General features: G+C 40.5%; 17 protein-coding genes and 1 pseudogene. 12 read left to right on the plus strand and 6 right to left on the minus strand.

The window, feature by feature from the left end; genetic code table 11:
• The first annotated feature begins 93 nt into the window (after positions 1–93).
• The 6 genes and pseudogenes from pstC to blp2 all read left to right on the plus strand — a co-directional run bounded on the left by pstC (position 94) and on the right by blp2 (position 8,740).
• Positions 94–1,473, plus strand: coding sequence for a phosphate ABC transporter permease subunit PstC (gene pstC, locus DK207_RS13815; RefSeq protein ID WP_109441678.1), 1,380 nt, complete (start codon positions 94–96; stop codon positions 1,471–1,473).
• Complete coding sequence (pstA, locus tag DK207_RS13820; protein WP_109441679.1) at positions 1,470–2,867, plus strand: phosphate ABC transporter permease PstA; 1,398 nt, start codon at positions 1,470–1,472, stop codon at positions 2,865–2,867. The genes pstC and pstA overlap by 4 nt, the downstream gene beginning before the upstream one ends.
• 14 nt (positions 2,868–2,881) lie before the next feature.
• Entirely contained in the window at positions 2,882–3,793 is a 912-nt protein-coding gene (gene pstB / locus DK207_RS13825; protein WP_109441695.1) for a phosphate ABC transporter ATP-binding protein PstB, read from the plus strand.
• Positions 3,794–3,923: 130 nt separating this feature from the next.
• Positions 3,924–5,082 (plus strand): annotated as a pseudogene (locus DK207_RS13830) (IS4 family transposase).
• A 263-nt stretch (positions 5,083–5,345) separates the two neighbouring features.
• A complete protein-coding gene (gene sohB / locus DK207_RS13835) occupies positions 5,346–6,308 on the plus strand; it encodes a protease SohB (protein ID WP_109441681.1) in 963 nt (320 codons plus the stop codon).
• 245 nt (positions 6,309–6,553) lie between these two features.
• Positions 6,554–8,740, plus strand: a complete 2,187-nt coding sequence (blp2, locus tag DK207_RS13840; protein ID WP_109441682.1) for an Ig-like repeat protein Blp2 — start codon at positions 6,554–6,556, stop codon at positions 8,738–8,740.
• Between the two features lie 29 nt (positions 8,741–8,769).
• Here blp2 and DK207_RS13845 read toward each other — a convergent pair whose 3' ends face one another.
• Both DK207_RS13845 and DK207_RS13850 read right to left on the minus strand, forming a co-directional pair.
• A complete protein-coding gene (locus tag DK207_RS13845; RefSeq protein WP_109441683.1) occupies positions 8,770–9,417 on the minus strand; it encodes a DUF2238 domain-containing protein in 648 nt (215 codons plus the stop codon).
• A 38-nt stretch (positions 9,418–9,455) separates the two neighbouring features.
• Positions 9,456–9,806 carry a hypothetical protein gene (locus DK207_RS13850; protein WP_109441684.1) on the minus strand — a complete coding sequence of 117 codons (351 nt, stop codon included), beginning with the start codon at positions 9,804–9,806 and terminating at the stop codon, positions 9,456–9,458.
• Positions 9,807–9,947: 141 nt separating this feature from the next.
• On the opposite strand from DK207_RS13850, the gene DK207_RS13855 reads away from it, so the two are divergent.
• The gene (locus DK207_RS13855; protein WP_109441685.1) at positions 9,948–10,346 is read left to right on the plus strand and encodes a hypothetical protein; all 399 of its coding nucleotides are present in this window, start codon (positions 9,948–9,950) and stop codon (positions 10,344–10,346) included.
• Here the strand turns inward: DK207_RS13855 and rsmD are convergent.
• Both rsmD and mrdA read right to left on the minus strand, forming a co-directional pair.
• A complete protein-coding gene (gene rsmD / locus DK207_RS13860) occupies positions 10,343–10,891 on the minus strand; it encodes a 16S rRNA (guanine(966)-N(2))-methyltransferase RsmD (protein WP_109441686.1) in 549 nt (182 codons plus the stop codon). The genes DK207_RS13855 and rsmD overlap by 4 nt on opposite strands.
• Positions 10,891–12,879 carry a penicillin-binding protein 2 gene (gene mrdA, locus DK207_RS13865; protein ID WP_109441687.1) on the minus strand — a complete coding sequence of 663 codons (1,989 nt, stop codon included), beginning with the start codon at positions 12,877–12,879 and terminating at the stop codon, positions 10,891–10,893. The genes rsmD and mrdA overlap by 1 nt, the downstream gene beginning before the upstream one ends.
• A 241-nt stretch (positions 12,880–13,120) precedes the next feature.
• Between mrdA and DK207_RS13870 the strand changes: the two genes are divergently transcribed.
• From DK207_RS13870 to DK207_RS13885, 4 genes are all read left to right on the plus strand, one after another.
• Positions 13,121–13,639: a hypothetical protein gene (locus DK207_RS13870; protein WP_109441688.1), complete on the plus strand. Its 519-nt coding sequence runs from the start codon at positions 13,121–13,123 to the stop codon at positions 13,637–13,639.
• Between the two features lie 61 nt (positions 13,640–13,700).
• Positions 13,701–15,014 (plus strand): hypothetical protein, encoded by a 1,314-nt coding sequence (locus DK207_RS13875; RefSeq protein ID WP_109441689.1) that lies wholly within the window; start codon positions 13,701–13,703, stop codon positions 15,012–15,014.
• Positions 15,015–15,096: 82 nt separating this feature from the next.
• The gene (adk, locus tag DK207_RS13880; RefSeq protein ID WP_109441690.1) at positions 15,097–15,750 is read left to right on the plus strand and encodes an adenylate kinase; all 654 of its coding nucleotides are present in this window, start codon (positions 15,097–15,099) and stop codon (positions 15,748–15,750) included.
• A 62-nt stretch (positions 15,751–15,812) separates the two neighbouring features.
• Positions 15,813–15,995, plus strand: coding sequence for a hypothetical protein (locus DK207_RS13885; RefSeq protein ID WP_109441691.1), 183 nt, complete (start codon positions 15,813–15,815; stop codon positions 15,993–15,995).
• Here the strand turns inward: DK207_RS13885 and nth are convergent.
• Both nth and DK207_RS13895 read right to left on the minus strand, forming a co-directional pair.
• Positions 15,992–16,678, minus strand: a complete 687-nt coding sequence (gene nth / locus DK207_RS13890) for an endonuclease III (RefSeq protein WP_109441692.1) — start codon at positions 16,676–16,678, stop codon at positions 15,992–15,994. The genes DK207_RS13885 and nth overlap by 4 nt on opposite strands.
• Before the next feature lie 2 nt (positions 16,679–16,680).
• Positions 16,681–17,478 carry an RnfABCDGE type electron transport complex subunit B gene (locus tag DK207_RS13895; protein ID WP_109441696.1) on the minus strand — a complete coding sequence of 266 codons (798 nt, stop codon included), beginning with the start codon at positions 17,476–17,478 and terminating at the stop codon, positions 16,681–16,683.
• Positions 17,479–17,651: 173 nt separating this feature from the next.
• Here DK207_RS13895 and DK207_RS13900 point away from each other — a divergent pair.
• Positions 17,652–19,209, plus strand: a 1,558-nt coding sequence (locus DK207_RS13900) for a type VI secretion system Vgr family protein (protein ID WP_162540239.1), incomplete at its 3' end; no start/stop codon positions are given.

Below are 19,209 nucleotides of genomic sequence, written 5' to 3' on the forward strand. Positions count from 1 at the left end.
ACTAAATCGGGCTGGTGATATCTATATCATCAGCCTTTTTTATCAGGTTAAGTTTTTTCAGATGAAAACAATCGAGAAAACAGTGGAGATTGCATGAATCTGCTCATTATCGGTGTGTTATTGGCCCTTGTGGCAATCGCATATCAAATTGGGTTGCGTAAAAGTCGTAATCTGGCAGGTAAGGGGAATAACTCGGCTGCATTGCATTCGCGTCCCGGCTATTACGGTGCTTTGGTTGCATTATGGTGTGGTATTCCAGCTTTATTAATTTTGTTAATTTGGAATGTGGTTGAGCCAACAGTCTTAAAACAAATTGTATTTAACCATATTCCTGCCACTGTGAATGCGAGCCTAGATGAAAGTGGTCGTTCAGTTTTATTTAGTCGTGTACAAGCAATTGCTTCAGGCTTTGGGGTAACGGATCAAGCCGCAGCTTATGAACTTGCAGCTGCTAAAGAGTTAGCCAAATTTCAGAGTATTGGTACCTTTGCTAAAGTAGCAGTTGTGATTAGTGCGGCACTGGGGGGCTTGGTTTGGGCAAAAAGAACGATCAGCCAACAGTTTCGAGCACGTAATCAAGTTGAACGTGCCATTAATGTCGGTCTAATTTTATGTTCTGGCGTTGCGATTCTAACTACGATTGGAATCGTATTATCGATGTTTAGTGAAGCGTTACGCTTCTTTAGTTTTGTTAGTCCATTTGATTTCTTCTTTGGAACAGAGTGGAACCCAGGTTTTAGCACTTCGGGTAATGTCGAAGGAAGTTATGGTTTATTACCATTACTTTGGGGTACCTTAATGGTCAGCGGCGTTGCACTTTTAGTTGCTGTTCCTGTTGGATTGATGATTGCAATTTATTTGGCGGAATACGCCTCACCACGTTTACGCTCTTGGGCAAAACCAACAATTGAAGTTTTGGCTGGTATTCCAACGATTGTGTATGGTGTTTTTGCCTTAATGATCATCGGACCATATTTTAGGTTATTCGGTGAAGCGATAGGACTCAATATCAATGCAACCAGTGCTCTTACTGCTGGTTTTGTTATGGGAATTATGATTATCCCATTTGTATCATCTTTATCAGATGACATTATTACGCAAGTACCGAGATCATTACGTGATGGCTCATTGGGCTTAGGGGCAACGAAATCCGAAACAATTCGCCGAGTGGTGATGCCAGCTGCATTACCAGGGATTGTTGGTGCATTCTTACTTGCTGCTTCTCGTGCAATTGGTGAAACCATGATCGTGGTCTTAGCGGCTGGTAATAGTCCAATATTGCATGCAAATCCATTAGAGGCAGTATCTACCGTAACGGTTACGATCGTGAACCAGTTAACAGGAGATACCGACTTTGCAAGCCCGCAAGCGCTTGTGGCATTTGCCCTTGGTTTGACCTTATTTGTAATTACATTGGGTCTCAACATTATTGCACTGTACATTGTGCGTAAATATCGTGAGCAATACGAATGACTTCATCCAATACATCTCCCGTGGATCAAAGTCCTGCATTTGACCCACAAGCAGCGCAAGAGTTACGTGCTGAGCGTAAAGCAATAATTGAAAAGTCACTTGCAAAACGCCACCGCAAAGAAAAAACGTTTCGTTTCTTTGGTTTTTCAGCAGTGATGCTTGGTCTGGCTTTTGTTGCATTGCTTTTTGTGAGTATTTTATCGAAGGGGCTTCCAGCTTTCTGGCAAAATACCATGACAATTCCTGTGTATTTTGATCCAGCGATTATTGATGCTGGCGCACCACCAAAACGCCAGGCGGGTGAGACACCTGCACGTTTTGAAGAGCGTTATATTGAATGGCAAACTCAAATGGGAATGGCAGATTGGGATGCCTTAATTGCAAACGCCATTATTAAAAAAGATCCATCAGTTGAAGCTCAACGTGATGAGTTGAGAGGCCTTTATACCAGTTCTGAAGCGTATCGTTTACGTGATATGGTATTTGCCAATCCATCACTGATTGGTAAAACACAAGACATTAAGATTTTAGCTGACGCAAATGTAGATGTTTGGTTGGCGGGTAATATCGATCGTTCTCTTCCAGACGAGCAACAACAATTAAATGTTGAGTTACGTCAGTTAGCGGATCAATTAAAAGCAGATGGTGTAATCAAGAATAGCTTTAATACGAATCTATTTGTTAACCCAGATTCGCGTAGTTCTCCTGCAACGAGTGGTTTGGCGGGTGCATTCATGGGCTCGTTGTTTATGATGCTCATCGTGATCTTGATTTCTATTCCAATTGGTGTTGCAAGTGCGATCTATTTAGAAGAGTTTGCGCCAAAAAATGTGATGACTGATATTATCGAAGTCAATATTAACAACTTGGCAGCAGTACCTTCGATCGTATTTGGTTTATTGGGCGCGGCAATCTTTATTGGCTGGATGCACTTACCAATTTCTGCACCTTTGGTGGGTGGTTTAGTATTGAGTCTAATGACACTTCCAACAGTGATTATCACAACTCGTGCATCACTCAAAGCTGTTCCTCCTTCGATTCGTCAAGCTGCTTTAGGTTTAGGCGCATCACGAGTTCAAACTGTTTTCCATCATGTTTTACCATTGGCATTGCCAGGTATTTTGACGGGAGCAATTATTGGTGTTGCACAAGCACTCGGTGAAACAGCACCATTATTGTTAATTGGTATGAGTGCTTTCGTAGCAAGTGTACCAGCTTCACCATTGGATCAATCTACAGCATTACCTGTACAAATTTTCTTATGGCAGGGCAATGAGTTACGTAACTTCTTCGAGGGACGTACCGCTGCGGCAATTATTGTACTGCTTGCTCTCATGATTGGTTTAAACAGTCTTGCAATTTGGTTACGTAAGAAATTTGAAGTACGTTGGTAATCGGAGATAACATGATGAATACTATTGATACCACGAACTCCTTAGAAAAGGATAAATCAGTGAATCCACAAGAAACTCAATTTACATCGTCAGAAACACCAGCTCAGCAGGAAACAGCGTTTGTTGCACAGTTTGAAACTTCTGCCAAAGCAAAATCTCCATCGCATGGTGATGTAAAGATCAGTACTCAAGATGTTCATGTGTACTATGGTGAGACTGAAGCGATTAAAGGCATTGATCTAGATATTTACCAAAATGAAGTGATTGCATTTATCGGTCCATCAGGGTGTGGTAAATCAACTTTTCTTCGTACCTTGAATCGTATGAATGACACGATTGATATTTGTCGTGTAACTGGCAAGGTGACTTTAGATAGTCAAGATATCTATGATCCAAATCTGGATGTCGTGTTATTACGTGCACAAGTGGGCATGGTGTTCCAAAAACCAAACCCATTCCCTAAGTCAATTTTTGATAATGTTGCTTATGGTCCAAAATTACATGGGTTGGCACGTAATAAATATGACTTAGAAGAAATCGTAGAAAATAGCTTGCGTAAAGCAGGTTTATGGGATGAAGTGAAAGATCGTTTGAGTCAACCAGGCACAGGTTTATCTGGTGGTCAACAACAGCGTTTATGTATTGCGCGTACGATTGCGGTGAGTCCTGAAGTGATTTTGATGGATGAACCATGTTCAGCACTTGATCCAATTGCGACTGCTAAGATTGAAGAATTAATTTCTGAACTTTCCGAGCAATACACTATTGCAATTGTCACCCATTCAATGCAGCAAGCAGCACGTGTTTCTGACCGTACAGCTTACTTCCATTTAGGTGATTTGATCGAAGTGAATTCAACTGAAAAAGTTTTCACCCAACCTGATCATCAGCTCACAGAAGCTTATATTACGGGTCGTTTTGGTTGATATCGAATTGTATATATGAAAGAGCCTACGGGCCACTGCTGTCCCATAGTTTTGTTTAAATAAAAAACCTGAGTCCAAAATAGTTAAAATATAAGTGCGAACAAACACTTTAACTACAAGGACTCAGGTTTTGTCACATCAGAATACCGTATTTCATCAATTGCTTAAACCTATTTCACGATGTGATTTTGAACGTCTTGCCAAGCAGCATCATTGTGGACAAAAATTAAGATCAGCCACACGCTGGGATCAGTTTATTGCCATATTGATGTCACAGCTGTCCTGTCGGCAAAGCTTAAGAGATATTCAATCCAATCTCGAATCACAACAGGAAAAGCTCTATCATCTCGGTGCTAAGACTATTGCACGAAGCACCTTGGCAAGAATCAATGAAGAACAGCCTGCCAGTCTATATCAGCAATTATTTACTCAGTTACTTCGGCATTGTGAAAACACGAAGATTGCACATAAATTTCGATTTAAAAATCCGCTGTACTCACTTGATGCCAGCCACATTGATCTTTCACTGTCCTTATGCGAATGGGCAAAAGTACATGAATCTAAAGCAAGCATTAAACTGTCCGTTGGTTTAAATCATAGTAATACCATCCCTGAATTCGTGGCACTTGGAGATGGCATTGAAAATGATATGGTGCAAGGCAGAGCACTTAGATTTCCTGCTGGAAGTATTGTGGTATTTGATAAAGGATATATTGATTATCAATGGTTTGCTCAGTTAACAGATCAGAACATCAGTTTTGTGACTCGACTACGTCCAAAGACAGTTTATCAAGTTAAATCGAGCTATAAGGTTTTGGCTTGCAAGGGGATTCTTTCGGATGAATGCATTGAATTAACGAGTATCCATGCCAAGAAAAGAGGAGCGCCGAAGCGATTAAGGCGTATAGAATTTTATGATGCTGAAAAGCAAAGGAGCTTCGAATTTCTAAGCAATAATTTCCATCTAGCGGCATCCACGATTGCAGCGATCTACAAAGATCGTTGGAAAGTAGAACTATTCTTTAAAGCGATTAAGCAAAATTTAAAATTGAAATCATTTCTAGGCCGAAGTCGTAATGCAATACAAACACAAATATGGATTGCATTAATCGCCTACTTGCTAGTGAGCTTTGCCAAACATATGGCGCAGGAAGGCTGGAGTATTCAAAGATTATTAAGAATTATTCAGGTGAATTTATTTGAAAGGAAGTATCTAAAGGCATTATTTTTTACCCGATAAGAAGTGGCGAAAACAAGAAGAACCTCAATTGAGGTTCTTCTTGGAATAATTGTGGGACAGCAGTGGCCTACGGGCTCTTTTTTTATATTTATGTTTCTACTATTTAAATATGAATCGTATCGGCTTTGCTAAAGTCATACTGATATAGCATTTCCTTATGCAGTTTTAACGTACTCATCCGAGAGAAAGATATCGGCTGAATTCAGATGGTATATAGATGAAAATGAATCTATTTTGCAAATTCGCTATTGAATTTTTATTGAACAGACCGCATCTTAGTGCAATAAAGCCGAACTAAAGAGCACTTATTTTATGTTATTCCATTTACCTAAATTTCCTGCTGAAATTCGTATTAGCCATTTGAACGCGCGTGTAAATGAACAAAGAAAAAAAATTGCACAAACTACAGCTTCTCGTTTGGAATTATTGCAACTCGTTCAACAGCTTGCGAAAGAAGCAAAAATACGTAAAAAGAATGATAAGAAAATATATGTATTAGATTTTAAAGGTGATATGCAAGCTTCGGCGGTAGATACAATTCGTGAAGAAATTACCTTGATTTTAGCGACTGCAAAAGCAGGACATGATCGTGTTGTTGTACGTTTAGAAAGCCCTGGTGGTATGGTTCACGGCTATGGACTAGCTGCTGCACAATTGGTTCGTTTGCGTGATGCTGGTTTTCATGTGACGATCTGCGTAGATAAAGTGGCTGCTAGTGGCGGTTACATGATGGCATGTATCGCCAGTGAGATTATTTCAGCGCCATTCGCAGTCGTGGGATCTATTGGTGTTGTAGCACAAGTGCCAAATTTTAATCGTTTACTCAAGCAGCATCATGTTGATTTTGAACTTTATACGGCAGGTCAATATAAACGAACAGTGACCATGTTTGGTGAAAACACACCAGAAGGCAAAGCAAAATTTGAAGAAGAATTACAACAGACTCATGTTCTATTCAAACATTTCATTGAAAAATATCGTCCTCAATTGGATGTAGAAAAAGTTGCGACTGGTGAGCATTGGTATGGTGAAGATGCTTGTCAATTAAACTTGGTAGATAAGCTTCAGACTTCAGATGAATATTTACTTAGTTTATTGCCACAGCATGATGTCTATGTGATTAATACGCGTAAGCGCCCAACTTTTGGTGAAAAACTTGGTTTACAAGCAGCACAAATGGCAGAGAATCTTATTCCAACTGTAATGGGTAAGTTGGCTGATAGCTTAGCTAAAGCAAATAGTAGCTTGGTACAGATGCGCGATCCGAAATTCTAATTGAGGATGGATTATATTGAAAACCAGTCTTAAATAAGGCTGGTTTTTTTACAGAGAAATTTAATTCATTCAAATACAAAGCGATCACAGTTTTAACAAATGGTCAGCTAAATAAAAGCGACAAAACTTGCTTAGAGATGATTGTTCTTATAGTCATCATTTGATATTTTAATTGCTAGATTAATAACTTAATTATTCATTAATCAATAAGTCCTTAAAATTATAATGGATCAGTGAGCATAATAATGACGAACGTTGTCGTTTCTTCAAAGAAAAATTTAATGACTTTACAAGATGCACAAATGAAAGAAGTGATTTTAAATCAGCCTTCAATTGTCCAGATTGGTGTAACTCAAGCAGATATAAAGTCAATTGTGAAGCAAGGGAGTGACCTTGTCATTACATTGAAAAATGGAGAAAAGATTGTAATTACTGGTTTTTACAACGAAAACAATAGTAGTGAGCATAGCTTAGCACTTGTAAAAGCTGACGGAACGTATGAAGTTGCACAGTTTGATCAGTCTGGTCAATTTATCCGTTATGTACCTGCAACCCAATTGTCTCAATTCGCTTACACTCAGCCACCAACACAAACTCCAATGAACCCAGATGGGTCGGATGATTTTGGCATTACGAAATCACAGATGATGAAAGCTGGGCTGGTTGCGCTTGCAGCTGAAGGAATTTATTTATGGGCAGTAAAGGATGATGATGACAATAAAAAGAGTGATAACTCACCTAAAGACATGACACCGCCCGTAACTCCTACAGCGACTTTAGCAAGTGATGCATTAACGATCTCAGGTAAAACTGAAGCAAAAGCTAAAATATTAATTCGAGATGCCACAGGTAAGGTTATTGCAAGTGGGCAAGCGGATGATCAAGGGAACTATACGATTAAACTCGATCAGGAATTGACGGATGGAAATAAGGTCACTGTCGTTGCTGTAGATGGAGCAGGAAACGTTTCACAAGGGACGTCTGTAACAGGAAAAAAAGATACAATTGCACCTGATGCGCCAATAGCTCAGCTGAATGCTGAAGGTACGATCGTAACCGGTAAAACTGAGGCCAATGCTAAAGTATCTATTTTTGATTCTAATGGAAAATTATTGGGAACTGTTATAGCAAATAAAGAAGGTTTGTACTCGATACAAGTTTCTCCACCATTAACCAATGAAAAAGGCGGCACAGTGATAGCCGAAGATGCTGCTGGCAATAAATCAGAAGCATCTAAAGTGATAGCAGGTAAAGATACGGTTGCGCCAGAACAGCCCTTAGTGGAAGTAAATAAAGAAGGTTCAGTTATCCAAGGTAAGGCTGAGGCCAATGCAAAAGTAGTGATTAAAGACGCAGATGGAAAAGTCATAGGCAGTGGTACGGTTGATGCGCAGGGTAAATTTGAAGTAAATATTTCCCCCGCCTTAACTGATGGAAAAAAAGGTACGATTACTATTGAAGATGCGGCGGGTAATCAGTCTAAACCTGTCGAAATTAATGCAGGTAAAGATACAATTGCACCTGATCAGGCAACTGTGCAAATTAATGCGGCTGGAGACACCATAACAGGCACGGCTGAAGCCAATGCAAAAATTGAAATTAGAAGTGCTGACGGAAAAGTGATCGGTACTGGTACAGTCGGCGCTGATGGCAAATTTACGGTTACTGTTTCACCAGCTTTAACAGATAAAAACAGCGGGAAGGTTTATGTAATTGATGCTGCTGGTAACCGTTCAGTTGAAGCAAATGTTATTGGGAATAAAGATACTATAGCGCCAACCAAACCTATTTTAGAAAAAGTCGTGGATGATGTTGGGGCGGTAAAAGGCCCGATTAGTACAGGTGGTAGTACGGATGATGCAAGACCTACGCTATCAGGAAGAGGGGAAGCGAAAGCGATATTAACCATTTATGACAATGGTCAGCCGATTGGGACAGTGACTGTAGGGAATGATGGGAAGTGGAGTTTTGAAATTACTCAAGATTTAGCTTTAGGATCACATAAGATTACCTTAACCCAAACAGATGCTGCTGGAAATACTAGTGAAGTGAGTGATGCATTTAACTTTACAGTGGTTGCTCCTGCAACAACCAATAAAATGGCTCAAATAGAAGTATCCGAAACTGAGCATGCTGAGATTTCACTTATAGACGCTATTGATTTAGAGAAACTACTTGCGAATACTGAAGCGAATCCACTGCCTTTTGAACCACTTGAAACGATTGCGCTAGATGAGGTCTTAATCTCATCCGATCAATATTCTAATCAACTGGATGATGTACTGGATCAACTTGTTCCTGAACAAACTGGTGTTCCAGCAGATACAAGTGTATCGGATACAGCGCTGAATACAACGTATACAGATTATTCACAGTCGATCAAATCTGATCCTTTTGCCTTACTTGATAACGTTCAACACCCAATCATTTAAATCATTGGGTGTGTTGTGCAAATAGATGCTTATACTGAGCGGGTGGTATAGGCATTTTTTGTTTGATAGTAATACACAATACCTATTAACATCGCACCGATGGTCGCAAGAAACATGTCAGTATGTGCATCCCACATATCACCTTGCTGACCGTTATAATTTTCTGCGTCTTCGGGAGATAGTCCGATGGATAGCCCCCATTCGAGCAACTCGTAAACCATACTGGATGCCATGACAAACTGGACGACGAGTAAAAATAGAGTGAAGGGTTTTGCTGAGGGGATCCAAACTTGAAAACAACGATAAAAAAATGGGTATAGTAATACACCATAAGCAAAATGAACCAGTCGATCATACATGTTACGTGACCATCCCATCGTTTGATCCAAATCAAAACCAAAGAGGTTTATGATCCACTCATTATATGGAACAAAAGAATATAAATAATGTGCTCCAATAATGTGAATAAATAGAAAAGCTAAATATAAAGAAAAACTAATGAAACTGAGACCGATTTTCTTCATCGTAACGATGAGAACAATCAGCATGATGACAGTACCTGCTTGGTGTAATAAATAAGATGCAAATTCTAGCGGATTGATACTTGCGATAATGATAACAACCAGCATTATCGCGAATGAAATATAATGTTTTAAATTAAAGTTTTTTTCGATCATGCTATATCTCAATTGAGGTCTAACACTTCGCTTAGATCCTATTCAGCATCTTCAATACGGATGGTGTGTTTTGCTGAGGGAATGCCGCCGAGTGCCTGACATGCTTGTTTATATAATTGATATTTTTGTTGTACAACTTCATCTAAGGGAATGTCAAAGAGATCTTCACCATTTTTATATTGTTCAATATAAGAACCGGCTTTTTCCTTATTTACTGCAAGCGATTGTTGATGAAAACTAGAAATCGATGATGATGTCAGCTGATTGGTTTCAATATTACTGCATTCAAAATTTTGAAAAATTTTCTCTGCGCGTTGTACTTCATTGGATTTTCCAAACAGACAGCCCGTTAAACTTAGCATAGCCACAAGTAAGAAAAAAAGTTTCATATTATTCAAGATAAAATTTTAGAAGGTGTATTATTGTATATAATATTCATTTTATAAAATAATAGTTTATGTCTAACATAATGAAAATTATTTTAGACCTTAGCTTAACTTTGTTGTGACTTCCAATATCCGAAACTAATGATGCAAGTTTTTATCTGTGGGCTTTTATTGCTTTTATCCAGTGCTGCGTATGCAGAGGATTATAATTTTTTTGCAGACATAAAAGATGACTCCGAGGAGCTATTTGATTCCGCTTATCCACAGCAAAGCGAAACGGATTATTCCATTTTACATAACATGTTTTTTCAAGATGAGCGTTGGCGTATTTATAATTATACCGCGTATCAAACCAATCAATTCAATCATAAGATGCTGACAGGAGATACACAAAACTTATCCTTAGATGATTTTTCCATTTCATTGGGATATGGCATTGTGTATCAGTTTAATCCGAGCAATCGAATTGGCTATGAATATTTGTCCAGTTTTCCATTTGATCGTGGGCAATTAATCCGTTTTTTTTGGTTACGCCTATTTTAAATTTTCTTTTGGTATAACACTGCTCGAACTTGTCCAGCTTTGGTTTCCTTTATTTTTTGCCATGACGCTGGTAACTGGATTTGGGATAGTTCTCGGTCTGCCTCAACATAGATATAAGCGTTATCTTTGATCAATGGATCTGCCAGTGTTGATAACTCTTGCCATAAATCGAGGCTATAGGGTGGATCAAGAAACACGACATCAAATTGCTCAGTTAATTTATTTAATGCTTGTTGAGCAGTACTGATGATTAGGCGGCAGTTTTGAGTTTTTAGTAGCTGAAGATTGTCTTTTAAATAACGTGCTTGGGTGACATTCGGTTCGATCATCACGACTTGTGCTGCACCACGTGATAGTGCTTCAAACCCCAGTGCACCTGAACCACTGCACAGATCTAAGACCTGTGCATTTTGAATATCCCACATTAACCAGTTAAATAAAGTTTCCCGTACGCGATCAGGCGTAGGACGCAATCCTTCGATACTGGCAAATGGTAAAACACGTCGTTTCCATTCCCCACCAATAATACGTAGCTGATTTTTCATTATTCAGAGGTTCCATTGGCAGGTTGAGTTGGTTGCTCGGATGGTGATGGTGTAGGGGCAGTCGTCGATACATTTCCACTTGGCAATTCACCTGGTTTGATTCCTGCAGTCATTAGACCGCCACTGATTTGGTGATTGGCTGGTCGCAATGGTTCAGTTTTGCGCTTAACCAGCCAATAGTCAAAAATCGGACGCGCGATTTGTGTTGCTGCGCCGCCGCTTCGACCATTTTCCCAGACCACCGCAATGGCTATTTCTGGATTTTCAGCAGGGGCAAAACCAACAAATAAACCATGATCGCGCTGACGTTCAGAGAGAGCAGCTTCGTTATATCGCTTACCCTGTGCAATACTTTTAACTTGGGCAGTACCCGTTTTACCTGCAATTGAATACTGCAAACCGCTTTTGATACCTCGACCAGTACCCGATTGAATGACATCAACCATCGCTTCACGCATTTTGATCCAATCATCCAGCGTTCCGCTAAATTTGATTTGCCCATCAGGCGCATTGTGAACATCATGTTTTTTTGTGCCTTTGGTTTCCCGCAATACATGCGGGGTAACGTGCGCACCTTGATTGGCGGTAATCGCAGTTGCCATTGCCAATTGCAGCGGTGTAGCTGTAAAAGCACCTTGTCCAATACTCACAGAAATGGTTTCACCTTTTAACCATTTGGCATTTCGGGTTCTCATTTTCCATTCCGGGCTTGGATATAGGCCAGTACTTTCACTAGGTAGATCAATTCCTGTTTTTTCACCAAACCCGAATTGACGCATCCACTCATTCATTTTTTCAATGCCCATGCGATAAGACAAGACATAGAAATAGGTATCACAAGAAACGATTTGAGCTTTGTGCATATTTACGAGTCCATGACCCGTCTTTTTATGGTCGCGGAAGCGATGGCTATCCCCAGGCAGGGAGAAATAACCTGGATCGGAAATTGCTGTATTCCAATCCACTAAACCATAATGAATCCCGCCTAAGCCAAACATTGGCTTAATGGTTGAACCTGGAGGGTATACACCTTGGACTGCACGATTAAATAATGGCTGATCAGGGTTATCCCGTAGCGAACCATAATCATCATAACTAATGCCAGTAACGAACAAGTTCGGATTAAAGCTTGGGCTAGAAACGAGCGCTAAAATTTCACCTGTACGTGGATCCATGGCCACAATTGCGCCACGTCGTCCAGCTAATTGTTCCGATGCAATGGTTTGTAAACCATAATCCAAGGATAAATATAAATCATTGCCACGTGTTGGATCTTTGCGTCCTAGCTTACGAAGCACATTGCCGTGCGCATCGGCTTCAACAGATTCATAGCCTGGGTGTCCATGAAGGAGTTCTTCATAGCTTTTTTCTACGCCGATTTTTCCGATCAGGTTTGTTCCAGCGTATAAGTCTTTATCAATCGCTCTTAATTCTCGATCATTGATACGTCCAACATAGCCTATAACGTGGGCAAATAATTCGCCAAACGGATAGTAGCGCGTCATTTGTGTTTCAATTTTTACCCCAGGAAATGCATATTTGACTTCACTGAATTTAGCAATATCGGCTTCATTTAAGTTGAGCTTGATGGCGATACGTTCAGTTTTTCTGGCAGTTTTGACACGACTTTTGAAACGATCTACATCTTCTTGTGTCAGGCTTAATACAGGAATCAAGCGTTCTAATGTATCTTCAATATCACTGACATCTGTACGGCTAAGCGTGGCTGTGAAGACGGGATAGTTATCTGCTAATAAAATACCATTACGGTCATAAATATAACCCCGCGCAGGTGGCAAGGGTTGCAAGCGAATCCTGTTTTTGTCTGATGCCGTTGTAAAATCATCGTAATGAACAATCTGTAAATATGCATAACGACAAAGCAGCAACAATAAAAAAGTTGCGACAACAAACATTGCAAAGAAAATTCGACCCTTATAAATGCGCTTTTCTTGTTGCATGTTTTTTAAAGGAAAGTGCTGTTTCATAGGGTATCGACTTAATTACAAGATTGAGAGAATACAAAGACTGAATATTTTAACGTAAGTTGCATGATCTTACTGTAGAATTTTCAACGAATCATGCAAATGTTTGATTGGCCGTTTTTGACTTTGCAGACATTAAAATTGTACGGTCTTGTATATTAGAAGCAAAATAATTCTGTTAAAGTCACAAACGGCTTGAGATAGGACATACCAATACACACTCTTAGGGAAAATGGAGAAAATAATGAGAAAAATTTATCTTTTACTCGCGGTTACGGCACTTAGTGGTTTAGCGCATGCTGAAGGAAACCCATTTCTTCCAGAAGCGAAATTGACAGATGCAAAAGTTTCAACATGGAATGTTGGAGCAGGTTTTACCAAAAAATTATTGCACGCCAATTTGGAATGGGTAAATCCGTATGGAATCGCCTATGCCAAAGCGGGTGCATTTATGAATGATGAAAATCCTGCAGGTGGACAAATTGGATTTCGTTATCCTTACCATTTAACAGGTACAGATAAAAATGGTTATTACATCGGTGCGTATGTTGGCCATATTGAAAGTAAACAGATTGATAATGAAGAAAAAGCGCGTTTAGGCGCAGGTGTAGATCTTGCGTTCGTGTGGTTGAATTCTGAACGAATCAGTACTTTTAGTGTGGGAATTGGAGCAGGTGAGCGTATGAAAAATGCGAACGGTGATCTCATTGAGAGAACAGAACCTACCATTCAATTCTCTTATACCTTAAGTTTTGGCTTATAAGTGTGAACAAGTTGTTTAACGCCTATGAGTCATAATGTATCAATAATTCTGAGAGTCGTGCATGTTTGATTACGTCAATGAATTGTGGCAGATTTTTTTAGCTCGTCCAGATTTTTGGGCAGTCCTCAGCATTATACCTGTCACTGCTTTTGTGACTTGGGCGCACGTGTGGATGGCTTTAAAAATGGTGTTCTACCCAATTAATTTTTGGGGATTTCACTTAGGGCCATTGCCCGTAGGATGGCAAGGAATCGTGCCCCGCAAAGCAGGGCGTATTTCAGGCATTATTACTGACAATACACTATCGAAATTGGGTTCATTGCGTGAGTTTTTAGAGGCGATGGATCCTGAAGACATGGCAATGATCATTGGTGAGCAAGTCGGATTTGAACTTGAACACTTGATTGATGAGGTCATGATTGATCGAAATGCGGTGCTATGGGAAAACTTGCCATATTCGATTAAGCGTCGTATTTATGCCCAAGCACATAAACAGTTACCAAATACGCTTAAAGAGTTGGTGACTGAACTGACCATGAACGTTGAGTCATTGGTTGATATGCGTGAAATGGTCGTGAGCCAAATGGAAGGTGATCGTCGTTTAATGGTGCGCATGTTCCTCAAAGTCGGTCAAAAAGAAATTAACTTTATTTGGCATATCAGTGCATTGATCGGGATGTTCTTTGGTATTTTCCAAATGATTGTGTGGTTTATCGTGCCTTGGCATTGGACAGTTCCGTTTTGGGCGGCAATTTGGGGCTTCTTGACCAACTGGATTGCGATCTGGATGGTATTCAATCCAATTGAACCACATCTGATCCGTTATCCTCAGATTTTCCGTTTAACCAAAGACCGTAAATTCCCTTGGATTGTGCCAGTACTTAAGATTGGTACTTACAATGTGCAAGGTGCATTTATGAAACGTCAAGATGAAGTTTCAGATGTATTTGCCAGTGTCGTAACGGAAGATTTGATTACACTAAAATCGATTATGACTGAAATGATGTATGGCAGTAAAAAAGATAAAACCCGCCGTATTGTCAAACGTCATATCAATGAAATTATGGAAACACCTTTGGTACGAACATCATTGCAATTATCTTTAGGTCCAAGAGAGTATGCTAGACTAAAGACCGACTTGATTGATCGTTCGATTGAAATTACCATGGGTCCAGTATGTGATCCAGCCTTGAATGCAAGCCGTGCGCAGAAAATCTTTCAAATGTTTAGAGATCGAATTCGTGAACTGACACCGAAAGAATTCCAGAACTTATTACGCCCTGCATTCCAAGAGGATGAATGGATTTTAATTGTACTGGGTGGTGTAACTGGTTTCTTCGCTGGTTTAATTCACTTATTTGTTGCTTTCTTATAATTAATTTGATGTTGGTTGAGTGATAAATCTGTATGATATTGCTCAATTTAAGATTTATTGTTTTTAGATGAGGATGTTCTTTATGCGCATTATTTTACTCGGACCACCTGGGGCAGGCAAAGGTACCCAAGCTCAGTTGATCTGTAAGCGCTACAATATCCCACAAATTTCAACCGGTGATATGCTCCGTGCTGCAATTCGTGAAGGTACTGAACTTGGCTTAAAAGCAAAAAGCGTAATGGAGTCAGGTGGTTTGGTTTCTGACGAGCTAATTATTGGCTTAGTTAAAGAACGTATTGCTCAGCCTGACTGTGAAAATGGTTGTATTTTTGACGGTTTCCCACGTACTATTCCGCAAGCTGAAGCATTAGAAGTCGCTGGTATCAGCATTGATCATGTGATTGAGATTGATGTACCAGACGAAGAGATTGTTCAACGTCTTTCAGGTCGTCGTCAACATCCTGCTTCTGGCCGTGTATATCACATTGTTTACAATCCACCAAAAGTGGAAGGTAAAGATGATGAAACAGGTGAAGAACTTGTACAACGTCCAGATGACCAAGAAGAAACCATTCGTAAGCGTCTCGGTTCATATCATAGCGAGACTGAGCAATTGGTTGGTTTCTACCAAGGACGTGCTGCTTCAGGTGAAAATGCGCCAACTTATAACAAGTTGGATGGTTTACGCGCCATTGAAGATGTTCAAAAAGATTTATTTTCAATCTTAGATAAATAATCTAAATTGTTGATAACAAAAGAGCTCTGAATATAGAGCTCTTTTTATTTGGGAGAAAAACAATGCTAAAGTTTATCTTGATTGTAGTTGTGGTTTTGAGTTTTGCATTATTACTTTTTTTATTGTACCAAAGCCAAAAAATGTTGCGCCATGTACAACAGCAGCAGGCTTTAGAAAATAAAAAATATGGTAAAGCGCGCCAGCTTCATCCTAAATTACAACAGCAAAAAAAATCTCAAGATTAATTGAGATTTTTTACTGGAATCACTTTATTTGCTCCAAACTCAAAACGGTCGGGCCAATGACATACATCTGAGACAATGCATTCACCACATTTGGGTTTGCGTGCAATACAACAATAACGCCCATGCAAGATTAACCAATGGTGTGCATCGATGATAAATTCTTTAGGAATGACTTTAATGAGCCGATCTTCAACTTCGAGCACATTTTTTCCAAGAGCTAAACCTGTGCGATTACCAACCCGGAAAATATGTGTGTCCACTGCCATAGTGGGTTGACCAAATGCGGTATTTAGAACAACGTTGGCAGTCTTACGCCCCACACCGGGTAGAGCTTCAAGTTCTTTACGGGTTTCAGGAACTTGACCTTGATATTGGTTGACCAAAATCTGACAAGTCTTGATCACGTTTTCTGCTTTGGCATTATAGAGACCGATCGTCTTAATATATTCTTTTAAGCCATCAACACCGAGATTTAAAATGGCTTGTGCCGTATTTGCAATTGGATAAAGCTTATCGGTCGCTTTATTGACACTAACATCTGTGGCTTGTGCAGAAAGCATGACAGCAATCAGCAGTTCAAATGGTGAACTATAGTTGAGCTCAGTTTGTGGATTTGGACGTTGCTCTCGTAGACGTTCAAAGAAAATCTGAATTTGCTTTTTGGTCATATTCTTGACAGACATTTTTAGATTCCTTGCAATTCATTCAAACGTTGTTGGAGCGCAATGAGCTGTGTTTGTTTTTGTTCATCCGCACGTACATTGAGTTGCTTTTCTAATTTCTTGATTTGAGTGCGAATCTTGGCAAGTTCAATCGTGGTTTTTGCATCGAGTGTTGGTTTTTCTTTTGGTTGCTCGACCAGTGTAATGACAGGAACATTGTTTGCTGACTGAGAAAATTGGGCAAAAAATTCAGCATCAATCTCAGCACGTACAATGGGGCCTTTACGGTGAATACGACGTTGTTCTTCACGTTGAATATGTGCGTAATAGCGATGCCTTAAATCATCTTGTTCAGTTGCACGTTGTTCTTCAGTTGGCAATGGTTTGGTATCTGCTACTAAATCAATGCAGTCAACGGGACAAGGAGGAATACATAACTCACAGCCTGTACACAAGTCTGTCAAAATACTATGCATTAATTTTCCACTGCCAAGAATCGCATCGACAGGGCAAGCGCTAATACATTTGGTACATCCAATACATTCATCCTCACGAATGATCGCCTTCATACGTTGTGGGCGACCATCTGCCTGAACCTCCCAAACACTTGGTTCAGCAACCAATCGAGGGCGCTTTAAAAGTGTTGCCAAAGCATCGGCAACTGGTTGTCCACCTGGTACACATTTGTTGGCTTCTTCACCTTCTGCAATAGCTTTAGCATAAGGTAAACAACCGTCACGATGTCCACACAAACCGCATTGTGTTTGGGGTAAGTGTTGGTCTATTTGAACAATAAGCGAATGTTGCACAGATGATGACATGAACATGGGGACAGCAAAAACAGGATCGATAGTATAGCAATAATCACTGTCTACGACGAGTCACTTAGACGGAGGCATTGACTTTTGCGCCAGATCTATAACATTAAATACATAGACGAACTTGTATGTTTCTTATAGAATGCTCGAGATTTTAGGCAATATTTTTATAACAAATGTTGAACAATATATTCCAAGCCCTTGACCAGTTAGGTCTCACATCACAAAAACGTGCGATCCACATACAATTTGCCAATCCGAGCTTAAATCAACAAGTCTTCCTTCAAAAAATTCAAGGTCAGCACGCCATTAATCAGGGCATGACCGCAGAACTGATCTGCCTTTCAACCAATGCCACCATCCCCTTAAAACAATTCATCGGTTGTCAGGCAGCGATAGACCAAGTTACCGATACAGGCACACTCTTTAGAACCACAGGGATTATCACTGAAGCTATCCAGGGACAATCTGACGGTAGTCTCACCCTCTATAAACTCAAACTCCAAGATGCAACTGCACTGTGGCATAAGCGCCGAAACAGCCGTGTGTTTATGAATAAAACTGTACTCGACATCGTACAAACCCTATTCAAAGAATGGCAACAACGTAGCCCGCTATTTGCATCGAGTCTTATACTCGACCTTGGTGGTATCAAACAAGACTACGACATCCGTCCCTTTGTGATGCAAGCCAATGAAAGCGACTACGACTTCATTACCCGACTGCTCCGAAGCGAAGGCATTAACTGGCTCATCGACGAAGCCCAACTCAGCGTTGCCAATAGCAACAACCCCATCCAAGCCCAAAAACTTCGCTTGATCGATGACAACAGCCAATACCAAGCCCTAGAACGAAGAACAATTCGCTACCACCGTAGCAGTGCTACCGAACAATACGACAGCATGACCAGCCTGGTTGCTGAACGCTCCCTACAACCGACCGCAGTCCATATCCAACGCTGGCAAGCCGATGCCCTAGAACAAGAAGATGGGGCAGGTAGCGTCCAAAGCAAACACCAACATAGCCAACAACACGACAACGCCAGCTTAGGACTCGAAGACGCATGGCACTTCACTCCAGCATGGATGCAAGACCTCAACGGTGAAGATGGTGCAACCGCTTCAGGCAACACCCAAATCGAAAAACTGAACCAACACCTCAGTCACTACCATGATGCCCAAGCCAAACAATTTATCGCCAGCACCACCGTACGAGACACCCAAGTGGGCTACTGGTTTAAACTCAACGAACACCCAGAGATCGACCAACACAGTGGTGCAGACCAAGAATTTCTAATCACTGCCAAAAGCTACTACAACCAAAACAACCTCCCAAAAGACTTACAACAACAAGTCCATCAGCTGATCACCCAAAGCCAATGGCAAGATCACCAAAACACAAACCCAGAAGAACGCCAAGCCAACCAACTGACACTACAACGCCGCAACATCAAAACCGTACCCGAATACCATCCACTGCAACACCGTCCAACTGCTCACCCACAACGTGCAAGAGTGGTGGGACCCGAAGGCGAAGAAATCCATGTGGATGAATGGGGACGAATCAAAGTTCGCTTCCTATTTACCCGTAATGAAGACCATAGCCACGATGGTGGCGCAGGCAGCAACAACAACGATACCGACTCAGCATGGGTGGATGTACTCACTCCTTGGGCAGGCGAAGGCTATGGCGCACGCTTCCTACCACGCATTAGTGAAATCGTGGTCATCGACT

The organism is Acinetobacter haemolyticus (assembly GCF_900406815.1).
GTDB lineage: Bacteria > Pseudomonadota > Gammaproteobacteria > Pseudomonadales > Moraxellaceae > Acinetobacter > Acinetobacter haemolyticus_A.